Annotated in this window: 21 protein-coding genes; 11 read left to right on the top strand and 10 right to left on the bottom strand. The window is 58.7% G+C overall.

What is annotated here, in order from left to right; genetic code table 11:
* Window positions 1–65 precede the first annotated feature (65 nt).
* The 3 genes from creC to creA are packed head-to-tail and all read right to left on the bottom strand — an operon-like array spanning window position 66 to window position 2,677.
* Complete coding sequence (creC, locus tag GV764_RS05890) at window positions 66–1,493, bottom strand: two-component system sensor histidine kinase CreC (protein WP_161659339.1); 1,428 nt, start codon at window positions 1,491–1,493, stop codon at window positions 66–68.
* A complete protein-coding gene (gene creB / locus GV764_RS05885; RefSeq protein WP_161659338.1) occupies window positions 1,493–2,182 on the bottom strand; it encodes a two-component system response regulator CreB in 690 nt (229 codons plus the stop codon). The genes creC and creB overlap by 1 nt, the downstream gene beginning before the upstream one ends.
* A 12-nt stretch (window positions 2,183–2,194) precedes the next feature.
* Window positions 2,195–2,677 (bottom strand): protein CreA, encoded by a 483-nt coding sequence (gene creA / locus GV764_RS05880; protein ID WP_161659337.1) that lies wholly within the window; start codon window positions 2,675–2,677, stop codon window positions 2,195–2,197.
* Window positions 2,678–2,862: 185 nt separating this feature from the next.
* Here creA and robA point away from each other — a divergent pair, with 185 nt between their 5' ends.
* On the top strand, window positions 2,863–3,735 hold the full coding sequence (gene robA / locus GV764_RS05875; protein ID WP_161659336.1) for an MDR efflux pump AcrAB transcriptional activator RobA: 873 nt from the start codon (window positions 2,863–2,865) through the stop codon (window positions 3,733–3,735).
* Here robA and gpmB read toward each other — a convergent pair.
* Window positions 3,732–4,379, bottom strand: a complete 648-nt coding sequence (gpmB, locus tag GV764_RS05870; protein ID WP_161659335.1) for a 2,3-diphosphoglycerate-dependent phosphoglycerate mutase GpmB — start codon at window positions 4,377–4,379, stop codon at window positions 3,732–3,734. The two genes, robA and gpmB, sit on opposite strands and share 4 nt — an antisense overlap.
* Before the next feature lie 54 nt (window positions 4,380–4,433).
* Between gpmB and yjjX the strand changes: the two genes are divergently transcribed.
* Entirely contained in the window at window positions 4,434–4,949 is a 516-nt protein-coding gene (gene yjjX, locus GV764_RS05865; protein WP_161659334.1) for an inosine/xanthosine triphosphatase, read from the top strand.
* On the opposite strand, the gene trpR is transcribed toward yjjX, so the two are convergent.
* Window positions 4,940–5,269: a trp operon repressor gene (gene trpR / locus GV764_RS05860; RefSeq protein WP_125293093.1), complete on the bottom strand. Its 330-nt coding sequence runs from the start codon at window positions 5,267–5,269 to the stop codon at window positions 4,940–4,942. The genes yjjX and trpR overlap by 10 nt on opposite strands.
* Before the next feature lie 61 nt (window positions 5,270–5,330).
* Window positions 5,331–7,265 carry a murein transglycosylase gene (gene sltY / locus GV764_RS05855; RefSeq protein ID WP_161659333.1) on the bottom strand — a complete coding sequence of 645 codons (1,935 nt, stop codon included), beginning with the start codon at window positions 7,263–7,265 and terminating at the stop codon, window positions 5,331–5,333.
* A gap of 231 nt (window positions 7,266–7,496) precedes the next feature.
* Between sltY and ettA the strand changes: the two genes are divergently transcribed.
* Window positions 7,497–9,164: an energy-dependent translational throttle protein EttA gene (ettA, locus tag GV764_RS05850; RefSeq protein WP_161659332.1), complete on the top strand. Its 1,668-nt coding sequence runs from the start codon at window positions 7,497–7,499 to the stop codon at window positions 9,162–9,164.
* Window positions 9,165–9,192: 28 nt separating this feature from the next.
* Here ettA and GV764_RS05845 read toward each other — a convergent pair whose 3' ends face one another.
* On the bottom strand, window positions 9,193–10,107 hold the full coding sequence (locus tag GV764_RS05845) for a LysR family transcriptional regulator (protein ID WP_161659331.1): 915 nt from the start codon (window positions 10,105–10,107) through the stop codon (window positions 9,193–9,195).
* A 115-nt stretch (window positions 10,108–10,222) separates the two neighbouring features.
* Between GV764_RS05845 and GV764_RS05840 the strand changes: the two genes are divergently transcribed.
* Complete coding sequence (locus GV764_RS05840; protein WP_161659330.1) at window positions 10,223–11,224, top strand: zinc-binding alcohol dehydrogenase family protein; 1,002 nt, start codon at window positions 10,223–10,225, stop codon at window positions 11,222–11,224.
* A 44-nt stretch (window positions 11,225–11,268) separates the two neighbouring features.
* Here the strand turns inward: GV764_RS05840 and lsrK are convergent, their stop codons facing one another.
* Window positions 11,269–12,855 carry an autoinducer-2 kinase gene (gene lsrK, locus GV764_RS05835; RefSeq protein ID WP_161659329.1) on the bottom strand — a complete coding sequence of 529 codons (1,587 nt, stop codon included), beginning with the start codon at window positions 12,853–12,855 and terminating at the stop codon, window positions 11,269–11,271.
* A 43-nt stretch (window positions 12,856–12,898) separates the two neighbouring features.
* On the bottom strand, window positions 12,899–13,867 hold the full coding sequence (gene lsrR, locus GV764_RS05830; protein WP_161659328.1) for a transcriptional regulator LsrR: 969 nt from the start codon (window positions 13,865–13,867) through the stop codon (window positions 12,899–12,901).
* 218 nt (window positions 13,868–14,085) lie between these two features.
* Between lsrR and lsrA the strand changes: the two genes are divergently transcribed.
* The 7 genes from lsrA (at window position 14,086) to fic (ending at window position 21,136) form a co-directional block, all read left to right on the top strand.
* Complete coding sequence (lsrA, locus tag GV764_RS05825; protein WP_161659327.1) at window positions 14,086–15,585, top strand: autoinducer 2 ABC transporter ATP-binding protein LsrA; 1,500 nt, start codon at window positions 14,086–14,088, stop codon at window positions 15,583–15,585.
* On the top strand, window positions 15,582–16,619 hold the full coding sequence (gene lsrC, locus GV764_RS05820; RefSeq protein ID WP_161659326.1) for an autoinducer 2 ABC transporter permease LsrC: 1,038 nt from the start codon (window positions 15,582–15,584) through the stop codon (window positions 16,617–16,619). Before lsrA ends, lsrC begins: the two co-directional genes overlap by 4 nt.
* Window positions 16,620–17,624 (top strand): autoinducer 2 ABC transporter permease LsrD, encoded by a 1,005-nt coding sequence (gene lsrD / locus GV764_RS05815; protein ID WP_161659325.1) that lies wholly within the window; start codon window positions 16,620–16,622, stop codon window positions 17,622–17,624.
* 1 nt (window position 17,625) lies between these two features.
* Entirely contained in the window at window positions 17,626–18,642 is a 1,017-nt protein-coding gene (gene lsrB, locus GV764_RS05810) for an autoinducer 2 ABC transporter substrate-binding protein LsrB (RefSeq protein ID WP_161659324.1), read from the top strand.
* 11 nt (window positions 18,643–18,653) lie between these two features.
* The gene (gene lsrF / locus GV764_RS05805; RefSeq protein ID WP_161659323.1) at window positions 18,654–19,544 is read left to right on the top strand and encodes a 3-hydroxy-5-phosphonooxypentane-2,4-dione thiolase; all 891 of its coding nucleotides are present in this window, start codon (window positions 18,654–18,656) and stop codon (window positions 19,542–19,544) included.
* Window positions 19,541–19,840 carry a (4S)-4-hydroxy-5-phosphonooxypentane-2,3-dione isomerase gene (gene lsrG / locus GV764_RS05800; protein ID WP_125293081.1) on the top strand — a complete coding sequence of 100 codons (300 nt, stop codon included), beginning with the start codon at window positions 19,541–19,543 and terminating at the stop codon, window positions 19,838–19,840. Before lsrF ends, lsrG begins: the two co-directional genes overlap by 4 nt.
* Before the next feature lie 219 nt (window positions 19,841–20,059).
* Window positions 20,060–21,136 (top strand): protein adenylyltransferase Fic, encoded by a 1,077-nt coding sequence (gene fic / locus GV764_RS05795; protein ID WP_161659322.1) that lies wholly within the window; start codon window positions 20,060–20,062, stop codon window positions 21,134–21,136.
* Window positions 21,137–21,180: 44 nt separating this feature from the next.
* On the opposite strand, the gene tsr is transcribed toward fic, so the two are convergent.
* Window positions 21,181–22,848 (bottom strand): methyl-accepting chemotaxis protein, encoded by a 1,668-nt coding sequence (tsr, locus tag GV764_RS05790; RefSeq protein ID WP_161659321.1) that lies wholly within the window; start codon window positions 22,846–22,848, stop codon window positions 21,181–21,183.
* Between the last annotated feature and the right edge of the window lie 4 nt (window positions 22,849–22,852).

Here is a 22,852-nt window from a genome sequence, read left to right as displayed (position 1 = left end):
GGAATGAGGGCACTTTACGCAGTGAAAATGGGGGTTGAATGAAGTTGTGTGAAGTTAAGGTGAAGTCAGGCGATGGGTAAACGCATGCAGGCTTCCACGCCGCCCTCGGGGCGGTTACGTAGCATGACCTCGCCTAAATGCAGGCGGGCCACTTCCTGAACAAACGTCAGCCCAAGCCCGCTGCTTTTCATCCCGTGGCTGCGCGGCAAGGAGTAAAAACGTTCAAATACCCGTGGCAGGGCAAAATCTGGAATTCCGCTACCGGTATCAGTGACAATTAAGGCAATCGCATTGCTCTGCTGTCGGGCAAGTAGCTCAACCGTCCCGCCTGGCGGAGTGAAATCCATGGCGTTATCGATAAGGCCGCTTAGCGCCTGGGCAAGCAGCGCTCGGTCGCCCGCAATAAAGATATCGGAGGCGCTGCGCTCATCCGCCTGCAACCTGATGCCACGCGTCGTCGCCTGCGGCGCATGATTTTCCATCACGGTTTGAAACAGCCCGGCAACCTCAATCGACGCACGCTGGATCTCCAGCTTGTTTTCCAGTTTTGCCTGCTGGAGCAGTTTTTCGATCAGTTGCTGCATGCGGGCATTTTGCTGGAGGATATTGTCGCTAAACCGGGCGATGACGTCAGGCGGCGGCGCTTCACGCAAGATTTCCGCCGCACCGCGAATGGCAGCGAGCGGGCTCTTCAGCTCATGGGTTAACGCGTGGACGTACTGCTCGATGTAATTCTTCCCTTCCAGCCGGACGCGCATGTTTTCCAGGGCGTGGGCCAGCTTACGCAGCTCGCTGCTGCCCGGATTGGGCAACGGTACGGGCCGATCCTGGGTCACGGCGTCGGCGTAACGCACCAGTTTACTGATAGAACGGTTGATCCACAGCGCCACGCCCAGGCCAATCAGCAGCGCAATGCCCAGCAGCGCCGCGCCGGCAATCAGGATCCGCCGTTGGCTGCGGCGGATCACCGGCTCAAGGGCGCTGTTCGGTTTGCCTACCGACAGAACGCCGATGATCTGACCGTTATTTCTGACCGGTGCCGCCACATACATCACCGAGCTATCCGGATCGTTGGGATCGCGCGGGGAACTGCGCGCGCCATACTTACCGCGCAGCGTCAGCCAGACGTCGTTCCAGCGCGAGTAATCTTGCCCCAGCGCCTGGCCTGACGAGTCGTATACCACCTTCCCCGTGGCGTCAGTAAGATATACGCGATACTCATTTTTATTTTTGATGATGCCGGAGATATTCGCTCTGACCGGATGGAGATTCAGCCGGGCGAAGGCGCGCGCCAGCTCGCCCTGCCCAGGCTGGCCGGAAAGCAAATCATCGCGGGCAATTTCGGCTAACAGGGTGGCGGAGTCGTTAAGCATGCCTTCGGTAGCACGGCGCACGCCCGGTTTGATCTCTTCCCCAAAGATAGAAATCACAAACCACGCCGCTACCGCCACAATCAGAAAATAGCCCAGCAGCAAACGCATACCGATGCGCATCAGCACACCACCAGGCTGTAACCTAAACCGCGATGGGTATTAATCGGCGATAAGGCGGGATTGACCTCGCGTAATTTCGCGCGCAGGGTTTTGATATGCGTATCGACGGTGCGGTCGAAACTCTCCTGAGCGTCCTGCCAGACATGATCCATCAGCTGCTGGCGCGAGAACACGCGCCCTGGCGCCTCAAGCAGCATTTTCATCAGCAGATATTCGTAGCGGGTAAGCTTCAGCGGCACGCCGCACCACACCACGGACGCAGCCAGGGGGTTCAGTTCGAACGAACCGACCGTAATGACGCTTTCAGGCTCTTTTATGCGGTTTACGCGGCGCAGAATAGTCCGCACGCGCGCGCACACTTCGCGGGGCGAGAAGGGTTTCGCCACATAGTCGTCAGCGCCCATTTCCAGCCCCAGCAGTTTATCGACTTCGTCGCTGCGGGCGGTTAAAAACAGCACCGGCAAGGCCGGGTTTTTCGCGAGAAGTTGACGGCACAATTCAAACCCGCTGATATCCGGCAACCCGACATCCAGAATGGCTAAATCCGGCGGCCCGGCATGCAGTGCGGCCAGCGCGGGCAAGGCCCGCTCAAAGGTCCTCACCCGAAACCCTTCCTGTTGCAGCACATAGCCCAGCGTTTCGCTGATGCTGATTTCATCTTCCACCAGCCAGATCAGGGAGGAGCTCATCCGGGTATTCCTTTACTGTTGCGGGCTATTCCATGGCATGATCGGCACGGCGCTAAGGGCATTTTTCGGCGATCCTTCCACCACTTTATCGGAGTAGGTGAGATAAATAAGGGCGTTACGCTTCATATCATAAAAACGCACGACCTGAAGTTTTTTGAACACCAATGAGGTGCGTTTTCGGAATACCACTTCACCCTGCGCTTTGCCGCTTTTAATTTTGTCTGACAGGGTAATCGGCCCCACCTGCTGGCAGGAAATCGCCGCATCTGAGGTGTCTTCCGCCAGGCCCAGGCCGCCTTTAATACCGCCGGTTTTGGCGCGGCTAATATAGCAAGTGACGTTTTGCACATCCGGATCGTCAAAAGCTTCCACCACGATTTTATGATCCGGGCCGAGCCACTTAAATACGGTATCCACTGAGCCAATTTCTTCTGCGTGCAAACCGCCGCTCATGCCTAACAGCAGTGCCGCCAGGGTTAATGCTTTATATTTCATATTTTTACCAGATAAGAGTGTTAGGGTGATAAATATCGTTAAATTTCACGTTATTATTAATTTAAGAATATATTAATGCCAAATCTGGCACATTTTGTTAAACAAAACACCCAGCGCTAAAAGACTAAAGAATGCTACTATCCGCTACCGAAAACACCCAGGTGTATTATGGATGAGGAACAGATATGGATCAGGCCGGGATTATTCGCGATTTGTTAAGCTGGCTGGAAGGCCATCTTGATCAACCCCTGTCTCTCGATAATGTGGCAACGAAAGCAGGCTATTCCAAGTGGCATCTACAAAGAATGTTCAAAGATGTTACGGGCCATGCTATCGGCGCCTATATCCGTGCGCGTCGGTTATCCAAATCCGCTGTCGCCCTGCGTTTAACCTCGCGGCCTATTCTCGATATCGCGTTACAGTATCGCTTCGATTCGCAGCAGACCTTTACCCGGGCATTCAAGAAGCAGTTCTCAGTGACGCCAGCGCTTTACCGCCGTTCTTCTGACTGGAGCGCGCAAGGGATGCGGTCCCCCCTCAGCCTTGATAATACGCCGCTTCCGGTTCATGAATTCGTCACCCTTCCCGTCCTGCATCTGACAGGCCTGACTCAGAGCTACGTCTGTTCACTGGAAGAGATGGCGGAACTGCGCCATGAAATGCGCGTGCATTTCTGGCAAGCGTTTCTGGGGAATTCCCCGGATATTCCGCCGGTGCTGTACGGCCTGAATGAATCCCGCCCAAGCCTGGAAAGAGACGACGATCAGGAAGTGCTGTATACCACCGCCCTGTCGCCGGATCTGATTAACGGCCATATACAGGACTGCCACCCGGTCACGGTGGAAGGCGGTGATTATGTGCAGTTTACCTATGAAGGGCTGGGTACCGGGCTACAGGAATTTATCTTTTTACTGTACGGCACCGTCATGCCGAAGCTCGGGCTGACGCGCCGCCGCGGCGTGGATATTGAGCGCTACTTCCCCGCTGAAGATGCCAAACGCGGTGAGCGCCCAATCCAGTTGCGTTGCGATTACCTGATCCCGGTTCGCCGCACTTAGCGCTGTAACTCATCCATCGCGGGGGCGTCCAGATGTGAGACGTCGCCCGCCGTTTCTACTACCCATCCCGACGCCAGCCAGGCGCTTTCCTGGTAATCAACGCGTGAAATCGAGCAGTTACGCAGACGCAGACGACGCTCAGCCCAGGCCGGCAGGCCAAGGATAGTGCTCACCAGGCAACCCAGCGCCATACCGTGGCTGACCAGTAGCGGACGGCTGCCTTTCGGCAGTGACAGACACGCATTCAACGCCGCATGCATGCGCTCGCTGAGTTCAAGCATCGATTCGCCATCAGGGATACGGCCATCGGCGGTGCCGTTAACCAGCTGACGTCGCCAGCCCTCTTCTTCTTCGGTTAACGCGTCGATGTGGCGCTGTTCCAGCACCCCCATGTCCAGCTCGCGCAGGCGCGGATCGTAGGTGACTTCGCAGCCGCAGGCATCGGCGATAATTTCCGCCGTGCGGCGCGTCCGCCCCAGATCGCTGGCAATCACGTGGGTAATGCCCAGCGTTTTGACACGCTCCCCCACCTGATACGCCTGGCGCTCACCCTTCTCGGTGAGTTTGCTGTCAGACTGGCCCTGAATGCGACGTTCGGCATTCCACTGCGTTTCACCGTGACGAACAAGGTATACCTGTAACATGCTTTTTATCCGTTATACTGCGACGATATTGATTAAGACGAGACGTTAAACATTATGTACCACGTTATCTGCGCTACCACCAATCCCGCCAAAATTCAGGCGATTCTGCAGGCATTTAACGAGATATTTACATCAGGATCCTGCCACATCACCTCGGTGGACGTCGAGAGCGGCGTGCCGGAACAGCCATTCGGCAGTCATGAAACGCGGCAAGGCGCACGCAATCGCGTGGTCAATGCCCGCGCGCTGTGCCCGGATGCCGATTTTTGGGTGGCGATTGAAGCCGGTATTGATGACGACAGTACCTTCAGCTGGGTGGTTATTGAAAATGCGCAACAGCGCGGCGAAGCGCGATCCGCCACGCTGCCCCTTCCCGCCGCGATCCTCGAAAAAGTGCGCGCGGGTCAGGCGCTTGGCCCGGTGATGTCGGCGTATACCGGAATTAATGAAATCGGCCGTAAAGAGGGGGCGATTGGCGTATTTACCGCCGGTGCGCTGACCCGCAGCAGCGTTTACCATCAGGCGGTGGTGCTGGCGCTCTCACCGTTTCACAACGCCGTTTACCGCTGAGTTTTCAGCAGGATCTCTTCAAGCCAGGCGCGCAACTCCACCGGGGCGGACTTCAGGCTGTTGGAGCCGCGCGTGATCGTGGCGATCCCCGCTCCCAGCTCGCTTTTCAGTTCGCGCTGGCTCATCTCGCCGCGCAGCAGTTCTTCAATAATACGCACGCGCGTCCCCAGCGCCGTCCGTTCGTCCGGCGTCAGGAGCAGCGTCAATAGCGGAAGATGAAGCTGATTGTCGAAGGACTGCTTCAGGAGATCCACAAAGCGTAGCCATTCCTGTTGGCTCTGTTCATCCTGCGCTGCGGACCAGGGTGATTGTTGAGTCATGTTATGCCGCCCTACCTTCATACTATTTAACTAGTACAGCAGCATAACATATTGCGCATCATCAGTAACGGCGTTGCCACTCATTCTGCGTCATCAGGACCGGTTTATCGCCCATGAAATAACGGTAGTAGGCGTCATAGGCCAGTACGTTTTTCACATAGCCGCGGGTTTCTGAGAACGGGATGCTCTCGACAAACGCCACCGCGTCGATTCTGCCCGCGCTGTTGCCCAGCCAGGTGCGTACCCGTCCCGGCCCGGCGTTATATGCCGCCGAAGCGAAAATGCGGTTATCGCCGAACTGCTGATACACCGATTCCAGATACTGCGTACCGATATTGATATTGGTTTCCGGATCGAGCAGCTGATTCACGCCGCTGTAGCCCGGAATACCGAACTTCTGAACGGTATGCGCGGCGGTGGCGGGCATGATTTGCATCAGCCCCGACGCGCCGACCGGCGAGCGCACTTTCGGGTTCCAGGCGCTCTCCTGGCGGGCAATCGCCATGGCATAGCTTTGCGAGATGTCTTTGCCGCTGACGTAGCGTTTAAACAGGTTTTCATAGGCCAGCGGGAAGCGCTCTTCGAGATGATCCCACAGCTTACCGGCGATGGTGGCCTGCACGCTGAGATCCCACCAGTCGCGGTCAAACGCATAACGCGCCAGCGCGGCCTGCTCCTGGCTGGGGCGGCTGGTGATCAGGTTCGCCCATTCGCTGCGCGCGGTGTTATCCAGCCCCCAGTACATCAGCTCGCGCACCCGCGCCATCTCTGCGCTCTGGAATAATACTGAATCGGCTTTCGGGGCTTTATCCACCCGCAGCGGATACTCTTCATTTAAACGCTGAGCCGCCACCATCGGATAAAAGCCGCGTTGTTGCATCAGCGAGCGCAGGATTTCATTCGCCTCTTCAGTACGGCCACGTTCCAGCAGTAAATCTGCCTGCCAGTAGCGCCATTCGTCTTTCTCTTTGGCTTCCATCGGCAGCCGCGCCAGCCAGGTGTTCAGCCCGACGCGATCGCCGATGCCCAGCGCGATGCGGATCCGCCGTTCAATCAGCGAGGTGGATTCCGAACGCATGATCGCATCATCGCGCCAGCGGGCCTGCTCGCTGGTGATGTCATTCCCCATCAGACGCCACGCCACCAGATCGCGCAGTTCCTGCGCCTGGGCATCGTTAAGCTGCTGCGCCTGCACCAGCGAAGGGATCATCAGCCGGGCGTTTTCCGCATCCTGGCGCGCCACGCTGGCAAAAGCCACCGCCGCCATCTGGCGGGTGAAATCGGTGGAACCGACGCTACGGGCAAAGGTCAGTACGCTGTTGGGATCGTTCGCCAGGCTGATCAGCGCGCTGGAAACCGTCTGATAATCCGCTGGCATCTGCGAGGCCAGATTCGTGACGAGGCGGGTATTGCCCTCTTTCATCGCCAGCCGGATGCGCTCCAGATACGCGAGCGGATCCTGCTGCCCGGAACTGCGCCAGGCAGAAAACAGCCGGTCGCAGGCCGACGGCAAATTCTTCCCGGTCAGCCAAATGTCTTTCGCTCCGCTGTACGCGGTAACGGTATCGCCGGTATTCCACTTTGCGTAGTAGTAGTTGCATTTCGCTTCCGTGGCGGAAGGCGGTTGCGGGCTGAACGCCAGTAGCCCGCGCCAGTCCTCACGCCGCGCCAGTTCATTAACAAACCGGTTGGTCAGGGTTCGGGCGGGCGGCAGCGTCGGGTTGGCGCGCACAAACTGCGTGACAGCTAACGCCGGTTGATTCATGAGATCGTCAGTTAACTGGCGGTACTGCAAATAAGGATAGAGCGGATATTCGGTCAGGGTGGGCATCAATTGCGCCACGGTATCCATCTGGCGATTATCCCAGGCCTGCTTTACCTGCGCGTAGCGGCTGCGCTGCTCTTCCAGCGAATCAGCCCATACGGCATGGCTGATGGTCATCAGACACACGCCCGCAGTCAGCACTCGCCAGGCGGTCTGTTTAGCTTTCATCACACGACATCCCTCATGATGGATTAACGGCTGCGGCATCATGCCGCTGTAATACGATACTTTATGCTAACCAGGGGTTTGCGGTTGCGCCACGTCGCGGACACTTTTTTACTTTAAAGCGGGCTGCGGGCGAGCTAACACTCCGCGCCCGCGAGGCTGGGATTACCCCGGGAAAAAGGCTACACTTCGCCACTAATCACATCACCAATGAATATAAAGAGGCGAAGTCGCAACGTGGCTCAATTCGTTTATACCATGCATCGTGTCGGCAAAGTGGTTCCGCCGAAACGCCATATTCTTAAAAACATCTCTCTGAGCTTTTTCCCCGGGGCGAAAATCGGGGTGCTGGGCCTGAACGGCGCCGGTAAATCCACCCTGCTGCGTATCATGGCGGGCATTGATACCGATATCGAAGGCGAAGCGCGTCCGCAGCCTGGCATCAAAATCGGCTATCTGCCACAGGAGCCGCAGCTCAACACTGAACACACCGTGCGTGAATCCGTGGAAGAAGCGGTTTCCGAAGTGGTTAACGCGCTGAAAGGCCTCGACGAAGTGTATGCCAAATACGCGGAGCCGGACGCCGACTTCGATAAACTGGCCGCACAACAGGGCAAGTTTGAAGAGATCATCCAGGCCCACGACGGCCACAACCTGAACATCCAGCTGGAGCGCGCCGCCGATGCGCTGCGCCTGCCGGACTGGGATGCCAAAATCGGCAACCTGTCCGGTGGTGAACGCCGCCGCGTCGCGCTGTGCCGCCTGCTGCTGGAAAAACCAGACATGCTGCTGCTCGACGAACCCACTAACCACCTGGATGCCGAATCCGTGGCGTGGCTCGAGCGCTTCCTGCACGACTTCGAGGGCACCGTGGTGGCAATCACCCACGACCGTTACTTCCTCGATAACGTTGCCGGTTGGATCCTGGAGCTGGACCGTGGCGAAGGCATTCCGTGGGAAGGCAACTACTCCTCCTGGCTGGAGCAGAAAGATCAGCGTCTGGCGCAGGAAGCCTCTCAGGAAGCGGCACGCCGCAAGTCTATTGAGAAAGAGCTGGAATGGGTGCGCCAGGGCGCGAAAGGCCGTCAGTCCAAGGGCAAAGCCCGTCTGGCGCGTTTTGAAGAGCTGAACAACACCGAATACCAAAAACGTAACGAGACCAACGAACTGTTTATCCCACCGGGCGCGCGTCTGGGGGATAAAGTGGTTGAAGTCACTAATCTGCGTAAATCCTACGGCGATCGCGTACTGATCGACGACCTGACTTTCTCGGTGCCGAAAGGCGCGATTGTCGGCATCATCGGGCCGAACGGCGCGGGTAAATCCACCCTGTTCCGCATGATGTCAGGCCAGGAACAGCCGGACAGCGGCACCATCACTCTGGGTGAAACCGTGAAGCTGGCGTCTGTGGATCAGTTCCGCGACAGCATGGATAACAGCAAAACCGTGTGGGAAGAAGTGTCCGGCGGGCTGGACATTATGCGTATCGGCAACACCGAAATGCCCAGCCGCGCCTACGTGGGCCGCTTTAACTTCAAAGGCGTCGACCAGGGCAAACGCGTGGGCGAATTGTCCGGCGGTGAGCGCGGTCGTCTGCACCTGGCGAAGCTGTTGCAGGTAGGCGGCAACGTGCTGCTGCTCGATGAACCGACCAACGATCTGGATATCGAAACCCTGCGCGCGCTGGAAAACGCCCTGCTGGAATTCCCGGGCTGTGCCATGGTTATCTCGCACGACCGTTGGTTCCTTGACCGTATCGCGACCCATATTCTGGATTACCAGGATGAAGGTAAAGTGGAATTCTTCGAAGGTAACTTTACCGAATACGAAGAGTACAAGAAACGCACCCTTGGCGCCGACGCGCTGGAGCCGAAGCGGATTAAGTACAAACGTATCGCTAAATAACGCCAGCGGCCCTCTCTGAGGGCCGTTTTTATTGTTGCCGCTGATGGCTATCGGTATACGAATCCTTTATTTCTGAATACTGCGTCGCGAACGCGATATAACAAGCCAGCGCGGGCGAGTTCAGCTTGCGGCTTGGGTAAACCAGATAGAGGTCATTCCCTTCAGGCTTCCAGTCCCCCAGAACGCGGGATAACTTGCCGCTTGCCAACGCCGCTTCCACCAGAAAGGAGGGTAATAAGGTAATACCTGCCCCTTGCCGGGCGCATTCACGCGCATAGAGCAAATTGTCCGTCGTATGCAGGCGCGGCAGGTCGCAACGATGATACGCCTCCCCTTTCTGCAAGATCCACTCGCTCCAGGCGCGATGCACAATGCAATGATGCTCCGCCAGCTGGCTGGGGTGTTCGAGGGTGGGATAGTTAAGCAGATACCCCGGCGAGGCAACCAGAGTACGTGGACTGTGCCCAATCATCCTGCCAATCAACGAAGAATCCTGCGGTTTACCGGTACGCAGCGCCACGTCATACCCCGCGTCGACCAAATCCACCACCTCATCAGAAATAGACACTTCCAGCACCACGTCAGGATAACGGCGCTGGAACTGGGTATTCATTCGTGCCAGCAGCGTCGCGCCAATGCCTGCCGGACAGGTGATACGTAACCGGCCACTGGGGTTATCGCGCAGCCGTTGCAGCGCGAATTCGGCGCGTTCCGAGGCATCGAGCATTTCCCTGCAATGAACCAGGTAGCGTTCACCGGCAAACGTCAGGTTGATTTTACGGGTGGTGCGATTAAGCAACCGCAGCCCCACCTGCTGTTCCAGCTGGCTGATGCGCTGGCTGACGCTGGATTTGGGTAGCCCAGCTTCCTGCGCCGCTGCGGTAAAACTCCCCCGCTCCGCCACCAGCGCAAACAGCGCCATATCCTGAAGATGCTTAAACATGATTGTTCATCCCACATGAACACAGCGTTAGTGATTGTCCATCTTATCATCCTTTTACCCGTCGCCTAGACTGTTCCACATCATCACCTTTCAAACCCGATACGCGGAGCACACCATGTCAGTGAAAGCCATTGCCGTTAACCCCCAGGATCCTGCCATCTTTATTGAAATCCAGTCTGAAATGCCGCAGCCGGGCGACGATGACTTACTGGTTGAGGTCAAAGCCGTGTCGATTAACCCGGTCGATACCAAAGTTCATCAGGGCATCCAGAAGAAAGGCTTACAGGAGCCGCGCATTTTAGGCTGGGACGCCAGCGGGATTGTGAAAGCCGTCGGCAGTAAAGTGACCGGCTTTAAAGCAGGTGACGAAGTCTATTACGCAGGGGATATCACCCGTCCGGGCAGCAACACCACGCATCAGTTGATCGATGCGCGCATCGTCGGCCATAAGCCGAAAAGCCTCGACTGGGCAGCGGCGGCGGCTATTCCGTTAACGGCACTGACGGCCTGGGAAGGATTGTTCGAGCGTCTGAACATTCAGGATGCAGGCGAAGATAAAACGCTGCTGATTATTGGCGGCGCAGGCGGGGTGGGTTCGCTCGCCATCCCGTTCGCGAAGCACAACAGCAAAGTAAAAGTCATCGCCACCGCCTCGCGGGAAGATTCCGCACAGTGGTGCCGGGATCGCGGCGCGGATCTGGTCGTGAGTTATAAAGATCTGCCGGGCGAACTGGCGAAGCACGAAATCAAATTCGTTGATTACATCTTTATCCTGAACGATACCGACGGCCACTGGCCTGCCGTCACCCGGCTGATTGCGCCGCAGGGCCACATCTGTACCATCGTGGAAAACACCCAGCCGCTGAGCCAGGACGCGTTGAAATCAAAATCCGCCGCCCTGCACTGGGAATTTATGTACACCCGCAGCATGTATCAAACCGCCGATATGGCGCGTCAGGGCGAGATCCTCGATCACGTGGCTAACCTGGTGGATGACGGCGTGGTGGAAAGCGCCCTTAGCGAGACGCTGCATGGCCTGAGCGTGGATAGCGTTCGCGAAGCGCACGAGAAAGTGCTGGCCGGGCATATGCGCGGAAAAGTGGTGATTGCGTTTTAAACCGCTGAGGCACGCCCGCCACACGGGCGTGCCATTCCCGGGTATTACGATGCCGACGCCTGCCTTCTCTCCAGCCCTGGCGCGCGCCACAGCGATGTCGTCAGCCCGCTGTCTACCAGCCCCAGTTGGTCCGCATACACCGCCTGCCATTTCTGCATCATCTCGTCATACAGTTCGCGGTGCGCAGGATTTGGGGTGAACTCCCGTTGCCAGCTCACCAGTTTTTCCCCGGCGCTGGCCATATCTGAATACAGCCCTACCCCTGCGCCCGCTGCGATGGCGCAGCCCAGCGCGGTCGCCTCTTTGACTTCCGGGACGCGCACCGGCAGCCCGGTCACGTCGCTTAAAATCTGGCTCCACAGCGCGCCTTTCGAGCCGCCGCCCGCAAACACCAGCCCGTCGAATGTTACCCCGGAAAAACGGGAAATCTGCGCCAGATTGCAGGCCGAGACAATCGCGGCGTTCTCCTCCAGCGCCCTGAATAGCGTGGCCTTATTGCATTTATCGGCATCGATAGAGAGGTTAATAAACGACGGGGCGGCGTGATACCACTTATTAAAGTGCATCGCGTCAGAGAAAATCGGCATGACGCCGTGAGAGCCCGCCGGAACCTGGCTTGCCATCTGCTCCAGCAGCGCATAGGTATCGGTGCCGAGCCGCTCGGCGATCAGTTTCTCTTCGGCGCAGAACGCGTCGCGGAACCAGCGCATCGTCAGACCGGTGAAAAAGCTGATCGACTCCGCCTGCACCATGCCGGGGATAACGTGCGGATTAACACGAATGTTCATTTGCGGATCGGTACGCACTGCCGGGAGATTCACGACCTGTTGCCAGAACGTGCCGCCCAGTACCGCGGTTTGCCCGGCGCGCACCACGCCAAGCCCGAGACAGCCCAGTTGCACATCGCCGCCGCCCATCACGACCGGCGTGCCTTCACGTAACCCGGACTGTGCCGCCGCGTCAGCAGTCACCGCGCCCAGCACCGTACCGGTCTCTTTTACCGGCGAGAGAATATCGGCGCGCAACCCGGCCATATCCAGCAGCGCAGGCCGCCAGTCGCGGGTGTTCAAATCCAGCATCCCGGTAGTGCCCGCGTTGGACGGATCTACCGCCAGCTCGCCGGACAGCTTCGCCGCCAGCCAGTCGCTGATCATGGTGATGGTCGCCGCCTGACGATAAATATCCGGACGATGATGCGCCAGCCACAGCAGGCGCGGCATGGCGCTCAGCGCCAGGGTCTGGCCGGAAACGTGGTACACCTCGGATTCAAACTGATAATCATGGATTTCTTTCAGTTCAGACACTTCATGGCTGGCGCGGGCGTCGACGTTGGCGCAGGCCCAAATCGGCTCGCCGTTGCGATCGTACAGCACGATCCCTTCGCGCATCGAGCAGCAGGCGACGCTGGCGATATCGCTGGCGGCTAAGCCCGCTTTCGCCAGCGCTTCCTTAATGCAGCGGCAGGTTAACTGCCAGTTGGTGCTGAGATCGAACTCCATCGAGCCGGGGATATCCGCCACGCTCTGGTGGGTCCACTCCGCCTGGCCTGCGGCAATCTGGCGTCCTGCTAAATCAAAGATAACGGCACGGACACTGCCAGTTCCGGCGTCTAACGCTAAAAGGTAACTCATCGGCTTGCCTCGCTCTGTTAGGTTTCGCGAAGCAGGCCCCGGATTATCCCGCCAGAGCCAGCACCGCGCGCGCTGTCGCTTCTTCTGTTACCAGGCCGTTGATACGGCGGCCGCACAGGGCGGCATAAATGGCGTCGGCTTTCTCCTCTCCGCCCGCCACGCCCACGATAGTGGGCAACTGGGCCAGCTCATTCAGGGAGATGCCCAGCAGCTCGCGGTGGATCGGCAAATCATCCACCTGTTCGCCGTCGGCCTGCAGGAAATAACCGAGAATGTCGCCTACCGCGCCTTTACGGGCGTACATCAACTGCTCGCCTTCGCTGATATAACCAGAGCGCAGGATCGTCGCATCGCGTTTCTGGCTCACCGACCCGATGCCCACCACCGCCACGTCGGCGGCGCTGGCGGCCAGCAGCACATCGCGCACGCTGGATTCGCGCTTTAAAATCTCCGCCACTTCCGGCGACGACACCCGCAGCGGCGCGGGAATAATGCTGACGCTACAGGCCGCATCAAGCTGACCGATGCCGGTCATATACGGCCCCACCCCGCCCGACAGCGTCACCAGCCGGATCTGCTGGGAACTGATAAACCCGCTTAAATGTTGCAAACAGCTCATGGTGGCTTCGCCGAACCCCACCGCCAGCAGTTGCCCCGGCTCCAGCACGCCCATCAGCGACTGCGCCGCGCCAATCCCCAGTCGCGTGTTCATCGGCGGCGTGTTCAGCGCAGGCAACACCCGCGCCAGCCGTAGCCCGAAACGCTCGGCCAGCGCGGTTTCCAGCGCCAGGCAGCCTTCGTACCGCGAGTTGATTTGCACCCGGATCACCCCCGACTGGCGGCCTTTCTCTAACAGGCGCGAAATCTTCAGTCGCGGCAATCCCAGCCGTTCGCCGATATCGTTCTGGGTCAGCCCGTCGTGGTAGTAGCACCACGCCACTCGTGCCAGTAGCTCTTCTTCGGCCATTGCGATACTGGCATACCGTCCCTCATCGCTTCGTTTTTCGCTCATAAGCTGAACTCTTATTGAAATTTAGATCATGTGTTCGATCCTGCCTGGTCTGAAACTGTGAGATGCCTGGCAAAAAGATCATTTTTTATTCCGTTTAGCTGTGCGACCAGATTATGCCTGAAAATGTGATCCCTGCACGGTTGTAAATATAGTTCACCGTCTACGCTTTTTGAACATTGTAGATTTAAAAAATCATTTGTTCATTTTTCGGAGTGGCGATGACGAATCCAGACCCGTTACTGAATGTGCAGGCGATCTCGAAACAGTTCTCCGGGGTGAGCGTACTGAAGTCGATTGATTTCACGCTGCTTTCCGGGCAGGTGCATGCCCTGATGGGCGGTAACGGCGCGGGCAAGTCAACGCTGATGAAAATCGTCGCGGGCGTAGAAACCGCCGACAGCGGCGCGATTCAGATTGAAGGAAAGCCGTTTACCCGGCTTTCCCCGCAGCAGGCGCACGGTCTGGGGATCTATCTGGTGCCGCAGGAGCCGATGCTGTTCCCCAACCTCACCGTGCAGGAAAACATTCTGTTCCGCCTGCCGAACGATAAAAAGCTTACCCGGCAGCTGTCAGAAAAGCTGGCCCAGCTCGATTGCCATCTCAATTTGCAGGCCTCCGCCAGTACGCTGGAAGTGGCGGATCAGCAGATGGTGGAGATCCTGCGCGGCCTGATGCGCAACGCCAAAATTTTAATTCTTGATGAACCGACCGCGTCGCTGACACCAGGGGAAACCGATCGGTTATTTCGTCAGATCCGCGCGCTGCAATCCGCAGGCGTAGGGATCATTTTTATCTCCCATAAGCTGCCGGAAATTCGCGCCATCGCCAGCCATGTCTCGGTAATGCGCGACGGCGCGGTGGTGCTGAGCGGCGAAACCGCGCAACTCACCGACAGCGAACTGATCCACGCCATGACCCCGGTGAGCCGGGCGCGCAGCCTGAGCGACACCCAAAAGCTGTGGCTGGCGCTGCCGGGCAACCGGCGCACCCAGCCGCAGGACTTCCCGGTGCTGCGGGTGGATGAACTGACCGGCGAGGGTTTTCTCGACCTCAGTTTTGACGTGCGCGCCGGGGAGATTGTCGGGCTGGCGGGGCTGGTGGGTTCCGGACGCACCGAACTGGCGGAGACCTTATACGGCCTGCGTCCGGTGCGCGGCGGGCGCGTCTGGCTGGAAAATCATGACATCACCCCTATGCCGATCCGCGAGCGCCTCAATCGCGGGCTAGTCTATTTACCGGAAGATCGCCAGGTCTCCGGGCTGTTTCTCGATGCCCCCATCCGCTGGAACACCGTGGCGCTCAACGAGCCCTCGCTGTGGCAGCAGCCGACGCGTGAAGACGCGGTGGTCGAGCGCTACCACCGGGCGCTGGGTATCAAACTTAACCATCCGAATCAAATTGTGCGCACCCTCTCCGGCGGCAATCAGCAGAAAGTGCTGCTGGCGCGCTGCCTTGAAGCCAATCCGCTGCTGCTGATTATTGATGAACCGACCCGCGGCGTGGACGTCTCCGCCCGCGCCGACATCTATCAGCTGATCAAAAGCGTGGCGGCGCAAAACGTGGCGGTGCTGATGATCTCCTCTGATGTGGACGAATTCCCGGGGCTGGCGGACCGGGTGCTGGTGATGCACCAGGGGGAACTCAGCGGGGAACTGGCGCGTGACGCCATTTCGCCTGACCGGATGATGAAACTGGCCTTTGGAGGACAACGTCCGTGAAGATGCTGCTGCGTAACCGTGAACTGACCGCGTTTCTGGCCATTGTGGCGCTGTTCGGCGTGCTGGTGGGCCTTAACCACAGCTATTTCAGCGCCCAGACGCTGGCGATGATTTTCTCCAGTTCGCAGATTTTGATTTTGCTGGCGATGGGGGCGGCGATGGTGATGCTGACGCGCAATATCGATGTGTCGGTAGGGTCGACGGTTGGGCTGTGCGCCATTGCCGTCGGCGTGGCGCTGAACCAGGGCTACAGCCTGCCGCTGGCGATGGGCTTCGCGTTTGCCATCGGCGCGCTGTGCGGGTTTTTCAACGGCGTGCTGGTGGTGTGGCTGCGCATCCCGGCGATTGTCGCCACCCTCGGTACGCTGGGGCTGTACCGTGGCGCAATGCTGTTGTGGACCGACGGGAAATGGATTGAAGGGCTGCCGCAAAGCCTGAAAGCGCTGTCGGAACCGGTGTTTATCGGCGTCTCCCCGTTCGGCTTCGCGGTGCTGGCGCTGGTGGCGTCAGGCAGCGTGATCCTGGCGCGCACCGCCTTTGGCCGCGACTTCTACGCGGTGGGCGATAACCTCGCCGCCGCGCGCAAGCTGGGCGTGGCGGTGGATCGCACCCGGCTGCTGGCCTTTACCTTTAACGGCCTGCTGGCGGCGCTCGGCGGCATTCTGTTCGCCTCGCAAATCGGCTTTGTGCCCAATCAGACCGGCAGCGGGCTGGAGATGAAAGCCATCGCCGCCTGCGTGCTGGGCGGCATCTCCCTGCTCGGCGGCACCGGCACGCTGATCGGCGCGTTCCTCGGCGCGTTCTTTTTAACCCAAATCGACACCGTGCTGGTGCTGTTCAAACTGCCCGCCTGGTGGAACGACTTTATCGCCGGGCTGGTGCTGCTGGGCGTGCTGGTGCTCGACGGACGGCTGCGCCAGGCGCTGACCCGCCACCAGCGCGCGCTGAAATACAGCCGCTTTGTGCCGGGGGCGTCGGGGCGGAAAAACGTCGCGCCGTTTCCCGGTCGCAAAAACAAAAAAGAGGTGGCGTAAATGAAAGTGAACTGGGAACTGGCGCTGCTGGCGTTGCTGGTACTGGAAATCCTGCTGTTCGGTGCGCTGAACCCGCGCATGCTCGATATCAATATGCTGCTGTTCAGCACCAGCGATTTTATCTGCATCGGCATTGTGGCCTTGCCGCTGACGCTGGTGATCATCAGCGGCGGGATCGATATTTCCCTCGGCTCGACCATCGGGCTGTGCGCCATCGCGCTGGGCGTGCTGATGCAGTCCGGCGTACCGATGGGTGTGGCGATTGGATTAACCCTGGCACTCGGTCTGGCCTGCGGCTTCCTTAACGCGGCATTAATCCACTACACCGGCATCAGCCCGCTGGTGATCACCCTGGGCACGCTTTACCTCTACGGCGGCGGCGCGCTGCTGCTTTCCGGCATGGCGGGCGCGACGGGCTATGAAGGCATCGGCGGCTTCCCGGACAGCTTCACCGCTTTCGCCAACGCCACGCTGCTCGGCCTGCCGGTGCCGCTGGTGATGTTCTTAGTCATCACGCTGTTTTTCTGGGTACTGGCGCACCGGGCGCGCTTTGGCCGCCACCTGTTTCTGCTCGGGCAAAACGCCCGCGCCGCCCGCTACGCGGCGCTGCCGGTCAACGGCATGCTGTACGGCGTTTACGGGCTGGTGGGGCTGGCGTCGGCCATCGCGGCGGTGATTCTGGTTTCTTACTTCGGTTCGGCCCGTTCGGATTTGGGGCGCGATTTGCTGATGCCCGCGCTGACGGCGGCGGTGCTCGGCGGCGCCAATATTTACGGTGGTTCAGGTTCTGTGGTGGGTACGGCACTGGCGGCGTTGCTGGTGGGGTATTTGCAGCAGGGGTTACAGATGGTCGGGATACCCAATCAGGTATCGAGCGCGTTGTCCGGTGCGTTGTTGATTGTGGTGGTGATTGGTCGTTCGGTGAGTTTGCATCGCGAAACCCTGCGTGCGGCATGGCGCCGCGTTCAGATTCGCCGCGGTGCCATAAAACAATCAGGAGCTTAAGATGAATACAGCAAAACGTGTGCTGCAATGCAGTGCTCTGGCACTGGCCTTGAGCGTCGTGACTGCCCAGGCGGCTGATCGCATCGCCTTTATTCCCAAGCTGGTGGGCGTCGGGTTCTTTACCAGCGGCGGCAACGGGGCGAAAGAAGCGGGCAAGCAGCTTGGCGCGGACGTCACCTATGACGGGCCGACGGAGCCGAGCGTGTCGGGCCAGGTGCAGTTGATCAACAACTTCGTTAACCAGGGGTATAACGCGATCATCGTGTCGGCGGTCTCCCCGGACGGCTTGTGCCCTGCCCTGAAACGCGCCATGCAGCGCGGCGTAAAAGTGCTGACCTGGGACTCGGACACCAGGCCGGAATGCCGCAGCATCTACATCAACCAGGGCACCCCGGAGCAGTTGGGCGGGATGCTGGTGGAAATGGCGTCGAAGCAGGTCACCAAACCCGACGCCAAAGTGGCGTTTTTCTACTCCAGCCCCACCGTGACCGACCAGAACCAGTGGGTGAAAGAGGCCAAAGCGAAGATCGCCAAAGATCATCCGCAGTGGCAGATCGTCACCACCCAGTTTGGCTATAACGACGCCACCAAGTCTCTGCAAACCGCCGAGGGCATCTTAAAGGCTTACCCGGATCTGGACGCGATCATCGCGCCGGACGCCAACGCGCTGCCGGCGGCGGCCCAGGCGGCGGAAAACCTTAAGCGTACCGGGGTGGCGATTGTCGGGTTCAGCACGCCGAACGTGATGCGCCCGTACGTGGAGCGCGGCACGGTGAAAGCCTTCGGCCTGTGGGACGTGGTGCAACAGGGCAAAATCGCCGTCAACGTGGCGGATACCCTGCTGAAGAAAGGCGATCTTAACGTCGGCGACAGCGTCGAAGTGAAAGACATCGGCACCCTGAAAGTGGAGCCGAACAAAGTGCAGGGTTACGACTACGAAGCCAAAGGCAACGGCATCGTGCTGCTGCCGGAGCGCGTGGTGTTCACCAAAGACAACATCAACAAATACGATTTCTGATGGGGGAGACAATGGCTGATTTAGACGACATCAAGGACGGCAAAGATTTTGGTATTGGGCAGCCCCAGAAGAACACGCTGTTTGCGCTGAAAGGCTGCGGCGCGCTGGACTGGGGGATGCAGTCGCGTCTGGCGCGGATTTTCAACCCGGCCACTAACCGTACGGTGATGCTGGCGTTCGACCACGGCTATTTCCAGGGCCCGACCACCGGGCTGGAGCGTATCGATCTGTCCATCGCACCGCTGTATCAGGAAACCGACGTGCTGATGTGTACCCGCGGCATTCTGCGCAGCCAGGTGCCGCCCGCCACCAATAAGCCGGTGGTGCTGCGCGCGTCCGGCGGCAACTCGATTCTGGCGGAACTGTCGAACGAGTGCGTGGCGGTGGCGATGGAAGACGCCCTGCGGCTCAACGCCTGTGCGGTGGCGGCGCAGATTTATATCGGCTCCGAGTACGAGCACCAGTCGATCAATAACATCATCAAACTGGTGGATGAAGGCACCCGCTACGGAATCCCCACGCTGGCGGTCACCGGCGTGGGGAAAGAGATGGCGCGCGACGCCCGCTACTTCTCGCTGGCCAGCCGCATCGCCGCCGAGATTGGCGCGCAGTTCGTCAAAACCTATTACGTTGAACAAGGCTTTGAGAAAGTCACCGCCAGCTGCCCGGTGCCGATTGTCATTGCGGGCGGCAAAAAGCTGCCGGAACTGGATGCGCTGGAGATGTGCTGGCGGGCCATCGACCAGGGGGCCAGCGGCGTGGACATGGGGCGCAACATCTTCCAGTCCGAGGCTCCGCTCGCCATGCTTAAAGCGGTGAAAAAAGTGGTACACGAGAATATGTCGGCACGCGAAGCGTACCAGTTCTGGCAGGAAGAAAAAGCACAGGGAGGAAAGGCATGAATGTGACGCTGGTTGAGATCAACATCAAACCGGACCGGGTGGATGAGTTTTTAACGGTGTTCCGCGCCAACCACGAGGGCGCGATCGCCGAACCCGGCAACCTGCGTTTTGACGTCTTGCAGGACCCAAAAGTAAAGACGCGGTTTTACATCTACGAAGCCTATCAGGACGACGACGCGGTGCTGGCCCATAAGGAAACGCCACACTATAAGGCTTGTGTGGAGGCGCTGGATTCGATGATGTCGGAGCCAAGGAAGAAGCGGAGCTTTATTGGATTGCTGCCAGAGGTGAAGTAAGGCGAAAAGCGGCCCAGGGATGGGCGGTCTCGTTGGCACTGTCTCGGGATATGTCGATAAAAACGGATTTTTTAAACACAGGGCGGGGACAGGTTTATGGCATCGACACGTTCCGGCCATATGTCGATAAAACGCGTTTTTTTAAACATGACGCCGTGACATGTTTATCACATCGACCTATTATGACGATATGTCGATAAAAACGGTTTTTTTAAACATATGAGTTGGCACCCGGAAACGCCCTATAACGACCTACCTTTACTTCCGCCTGATCTGGAACATATTGAAACGCGCAATGTTCTGAAAGCCTGCATCAGCGCCCGGGCGGCCATCGCCGAGCTGAAAACTGCCGGTGAGCTTATCCCCGACCAGGGTTTACTGATCAATATTCTTCCGATGCTGGAGGCGAAAGACTCTTCGCGCATTGAAAACATTGTCACCACCAGCGATCGGCTGTTTCAGTATGCCGATCGCGAGGAGGGCGCAGATCCCGCGACCAAAGAAGCGCTGCGCTCTCGTACCGCGCTTTATGATGGTTATACCCACCTGAATAGCTATCCGCTCTGTACAAACACAGCGGTGGCTATCTGCACCAACCTGCGCGCCGTGCAAACCGATATCCGCAAAACGCCGGGAACGGTATTGCGCGACCACAATAATACCGTGGTATACACGCCGCCGGTGGGTGAAGACGCCATCCGTAACTTACTGGCGAACTGGGAGCGTTTCATTTATAGCGATGATGATGTCGATCCGCTGGTGAAAATGGCTATCGCGCACTACCAGTTTGAGTGCATCCATCCCTTCCCCGACGGCAACGGGCGAACGGGCCGCATTCTGAATATTCTGTACCTGATTCAGGCGGGTTTACTTTCCCTGCCAATTTTGTATTTATCCCGCTTTATTCTGGAAAGGCGTGATGATTACTACACCCTCCTGCGCAGGGTCACAGAACACGGAGACTGGGAAGCGTGGATAGTGTTTATGCTGGAAGCAGTGGAAAACACGTCCCGATGGACCACCGATAAAATATCGGTTGTTCGGGAGCTGATAGCAGGCACCACTGAGTACGTGCGTGAAAAGCTGCCTAAAATCTACACCCATGAACTTATCCAGGCGCTGTTTGCGCAGCCGTATTGCCGAATAGAAAACCTTGTGGAACGCGGCGTGGCCAAACGCCAGACGGCGTCAACGTACCTGAAGCAGTTGGTAGAAATTGGCGTGCTGGAAGAAATGAGCGCCGGGCGTGAAAAGCTGTATCTCAACACCAGACTCTTGCGGGAACTGAATCAATAAGGGGTTCACGGTCTGTGAACCCCTGAGACTTCCGGGACTACCTGTTAAAACGTTTCCCAGTTATCGCCGCTATCCGCCAGAGCGGGTTTACGGGTCGCCAGCGGCGCAGCTGGCGCTTTTGGCGGAGTCGCGTCCTGTGAAATCTCCCGCGCGTCGGCGTTGATGCGGAATACCGACACCGCCTGCGTCAGGCGGCTGGCCTGTTCTTCCAGCGCCGCAGCGGCAGCCGCGGATTCCTGCACCAGCGAGGCGTTCTGCTGGGTCACGCGATCCATCTCGGCAACCGCCAGGCCCACCTGGTCGATACCGCGGCTCTGCTCGTCAGACGCCGAGGCGATTTCGCCCATGATGTCGGTCACGCGGGTTACCGCGTTAACAATCTCGCCCATGGTTTCGCCCGCGCTTTCTACCAGCGTCGAACCGATTTCCACTTTGCTGACCGAGTCTTCAATCAGGCCTTTAATCTCTTTCGCGGCCTGGGCGCTGCGGCTTGCCAGGTTGCGAACCTCACCGGCCACCACCGCAAAACCACGGCCCTGCTCGCCTGCACGCGCGGCTTCCACCGCAGCGTTCAGCGCCAGGATGTTGGTCTGGAAGGCGATGCCGTCGATCACGCTGGTGATATCGGCAATTTTCTGCGAGCTACCGGCGATTTCGTGCATGGTCTGCACCACGTTGCTCACCACCTTACCGCCCTTCTGCGCGGTTTCAGAGGCGCTCAGCGCCAGCTGGCTGGCCTGACGGGCGTTTTCGGCGTTCTGTTTCACCGTTGCGGTCAGCTCTTCCATGCTGGCAGCGGTTTCTTCCAGCGAGGCCGCCTGCTGCTCGGTACGGGAAGAGAGATCGTTGTTGCCGATGGCGATTTCGCTCGCGCCGCTGTAGATCGCGTTCGCGCCGGTACGCACATCGCCCACGGTTTTCGCCAGCTCATCCTGCATATGGCGCAGGCTCGCCGCCAGTTGGCCCATCTCGTTGGTGCCATGAACCTCAATACCGCGCACCAGATCGCCGTTAGCGATATGACGGATGTTTTCCAGCAGGCGCTGTAACGGATGGATCAACGCTTTGTTGATGCCGATCCACACCACAATCATCACCGCCAGCACGGTGCCCAGCACGCCGATCAGGATCCACAGTGCCAGGTTATAGGAATCGTTGCTGCCATCCACCGCCAGCTGGTACAGACCGTCGTTCTCGGCCAGGTAGCTGTCGTAGGCTTTCTGCATCCCGTCCTGGTAGCTCTGGGTCGGCTGGTCAAAGAAGGCGTTGATTTTACCGGCGCCCAGCAGCTGGATCAGCTCCGCCAGCGCGTTATGGTAGATATCGTAGGTGCGCTTCACTTCCTGCGCGGTTTGCTCGCTCTGGCGCGGGTCGCGCGGCAGGGCCTCATAGGCTGTCCACTGCTCTTCCGCCAGCTTCAGCGAGGTTTGCGCGATCTGCATTAGCTGCGCTACGGTCGCGCCGCTGCCCATCTGGTTGGAATCCATCATGTAGCGGATACCGGCACGGTTCAGGGTGTTGCGGGTCTGGATCAGCGCCACCCAGCTGGCGTTCAGTGTGGACTGCTGCTGACGGATGGTCTGAAGAACGGTGAAGTTTTCCTTGTCGTTTTTCAGCGCGTTAAAGAACAACCCGCCCGACGTTAACTGTAAGAGGCCAAAGAGCCCCAGTACGATAAGCAGGCTGGTGACGACTTTGATACGGTTGAGCATGGTG

The sequence above is a fragment of the Atlantibacter hermannii genome, from assembly GCF_009907385.1.
GTDB lineage: Bacteria > Pseudomonadota > Gammaproteobacteria > Enterobacterales > Enterobacteriaceae > Atlantibacter > Atlantibacter hermannii_A.
Note: the sequence above shows the minus strand (reverse complement) of the source record. Positions and strands in the feature narration are given on the sequence as shown.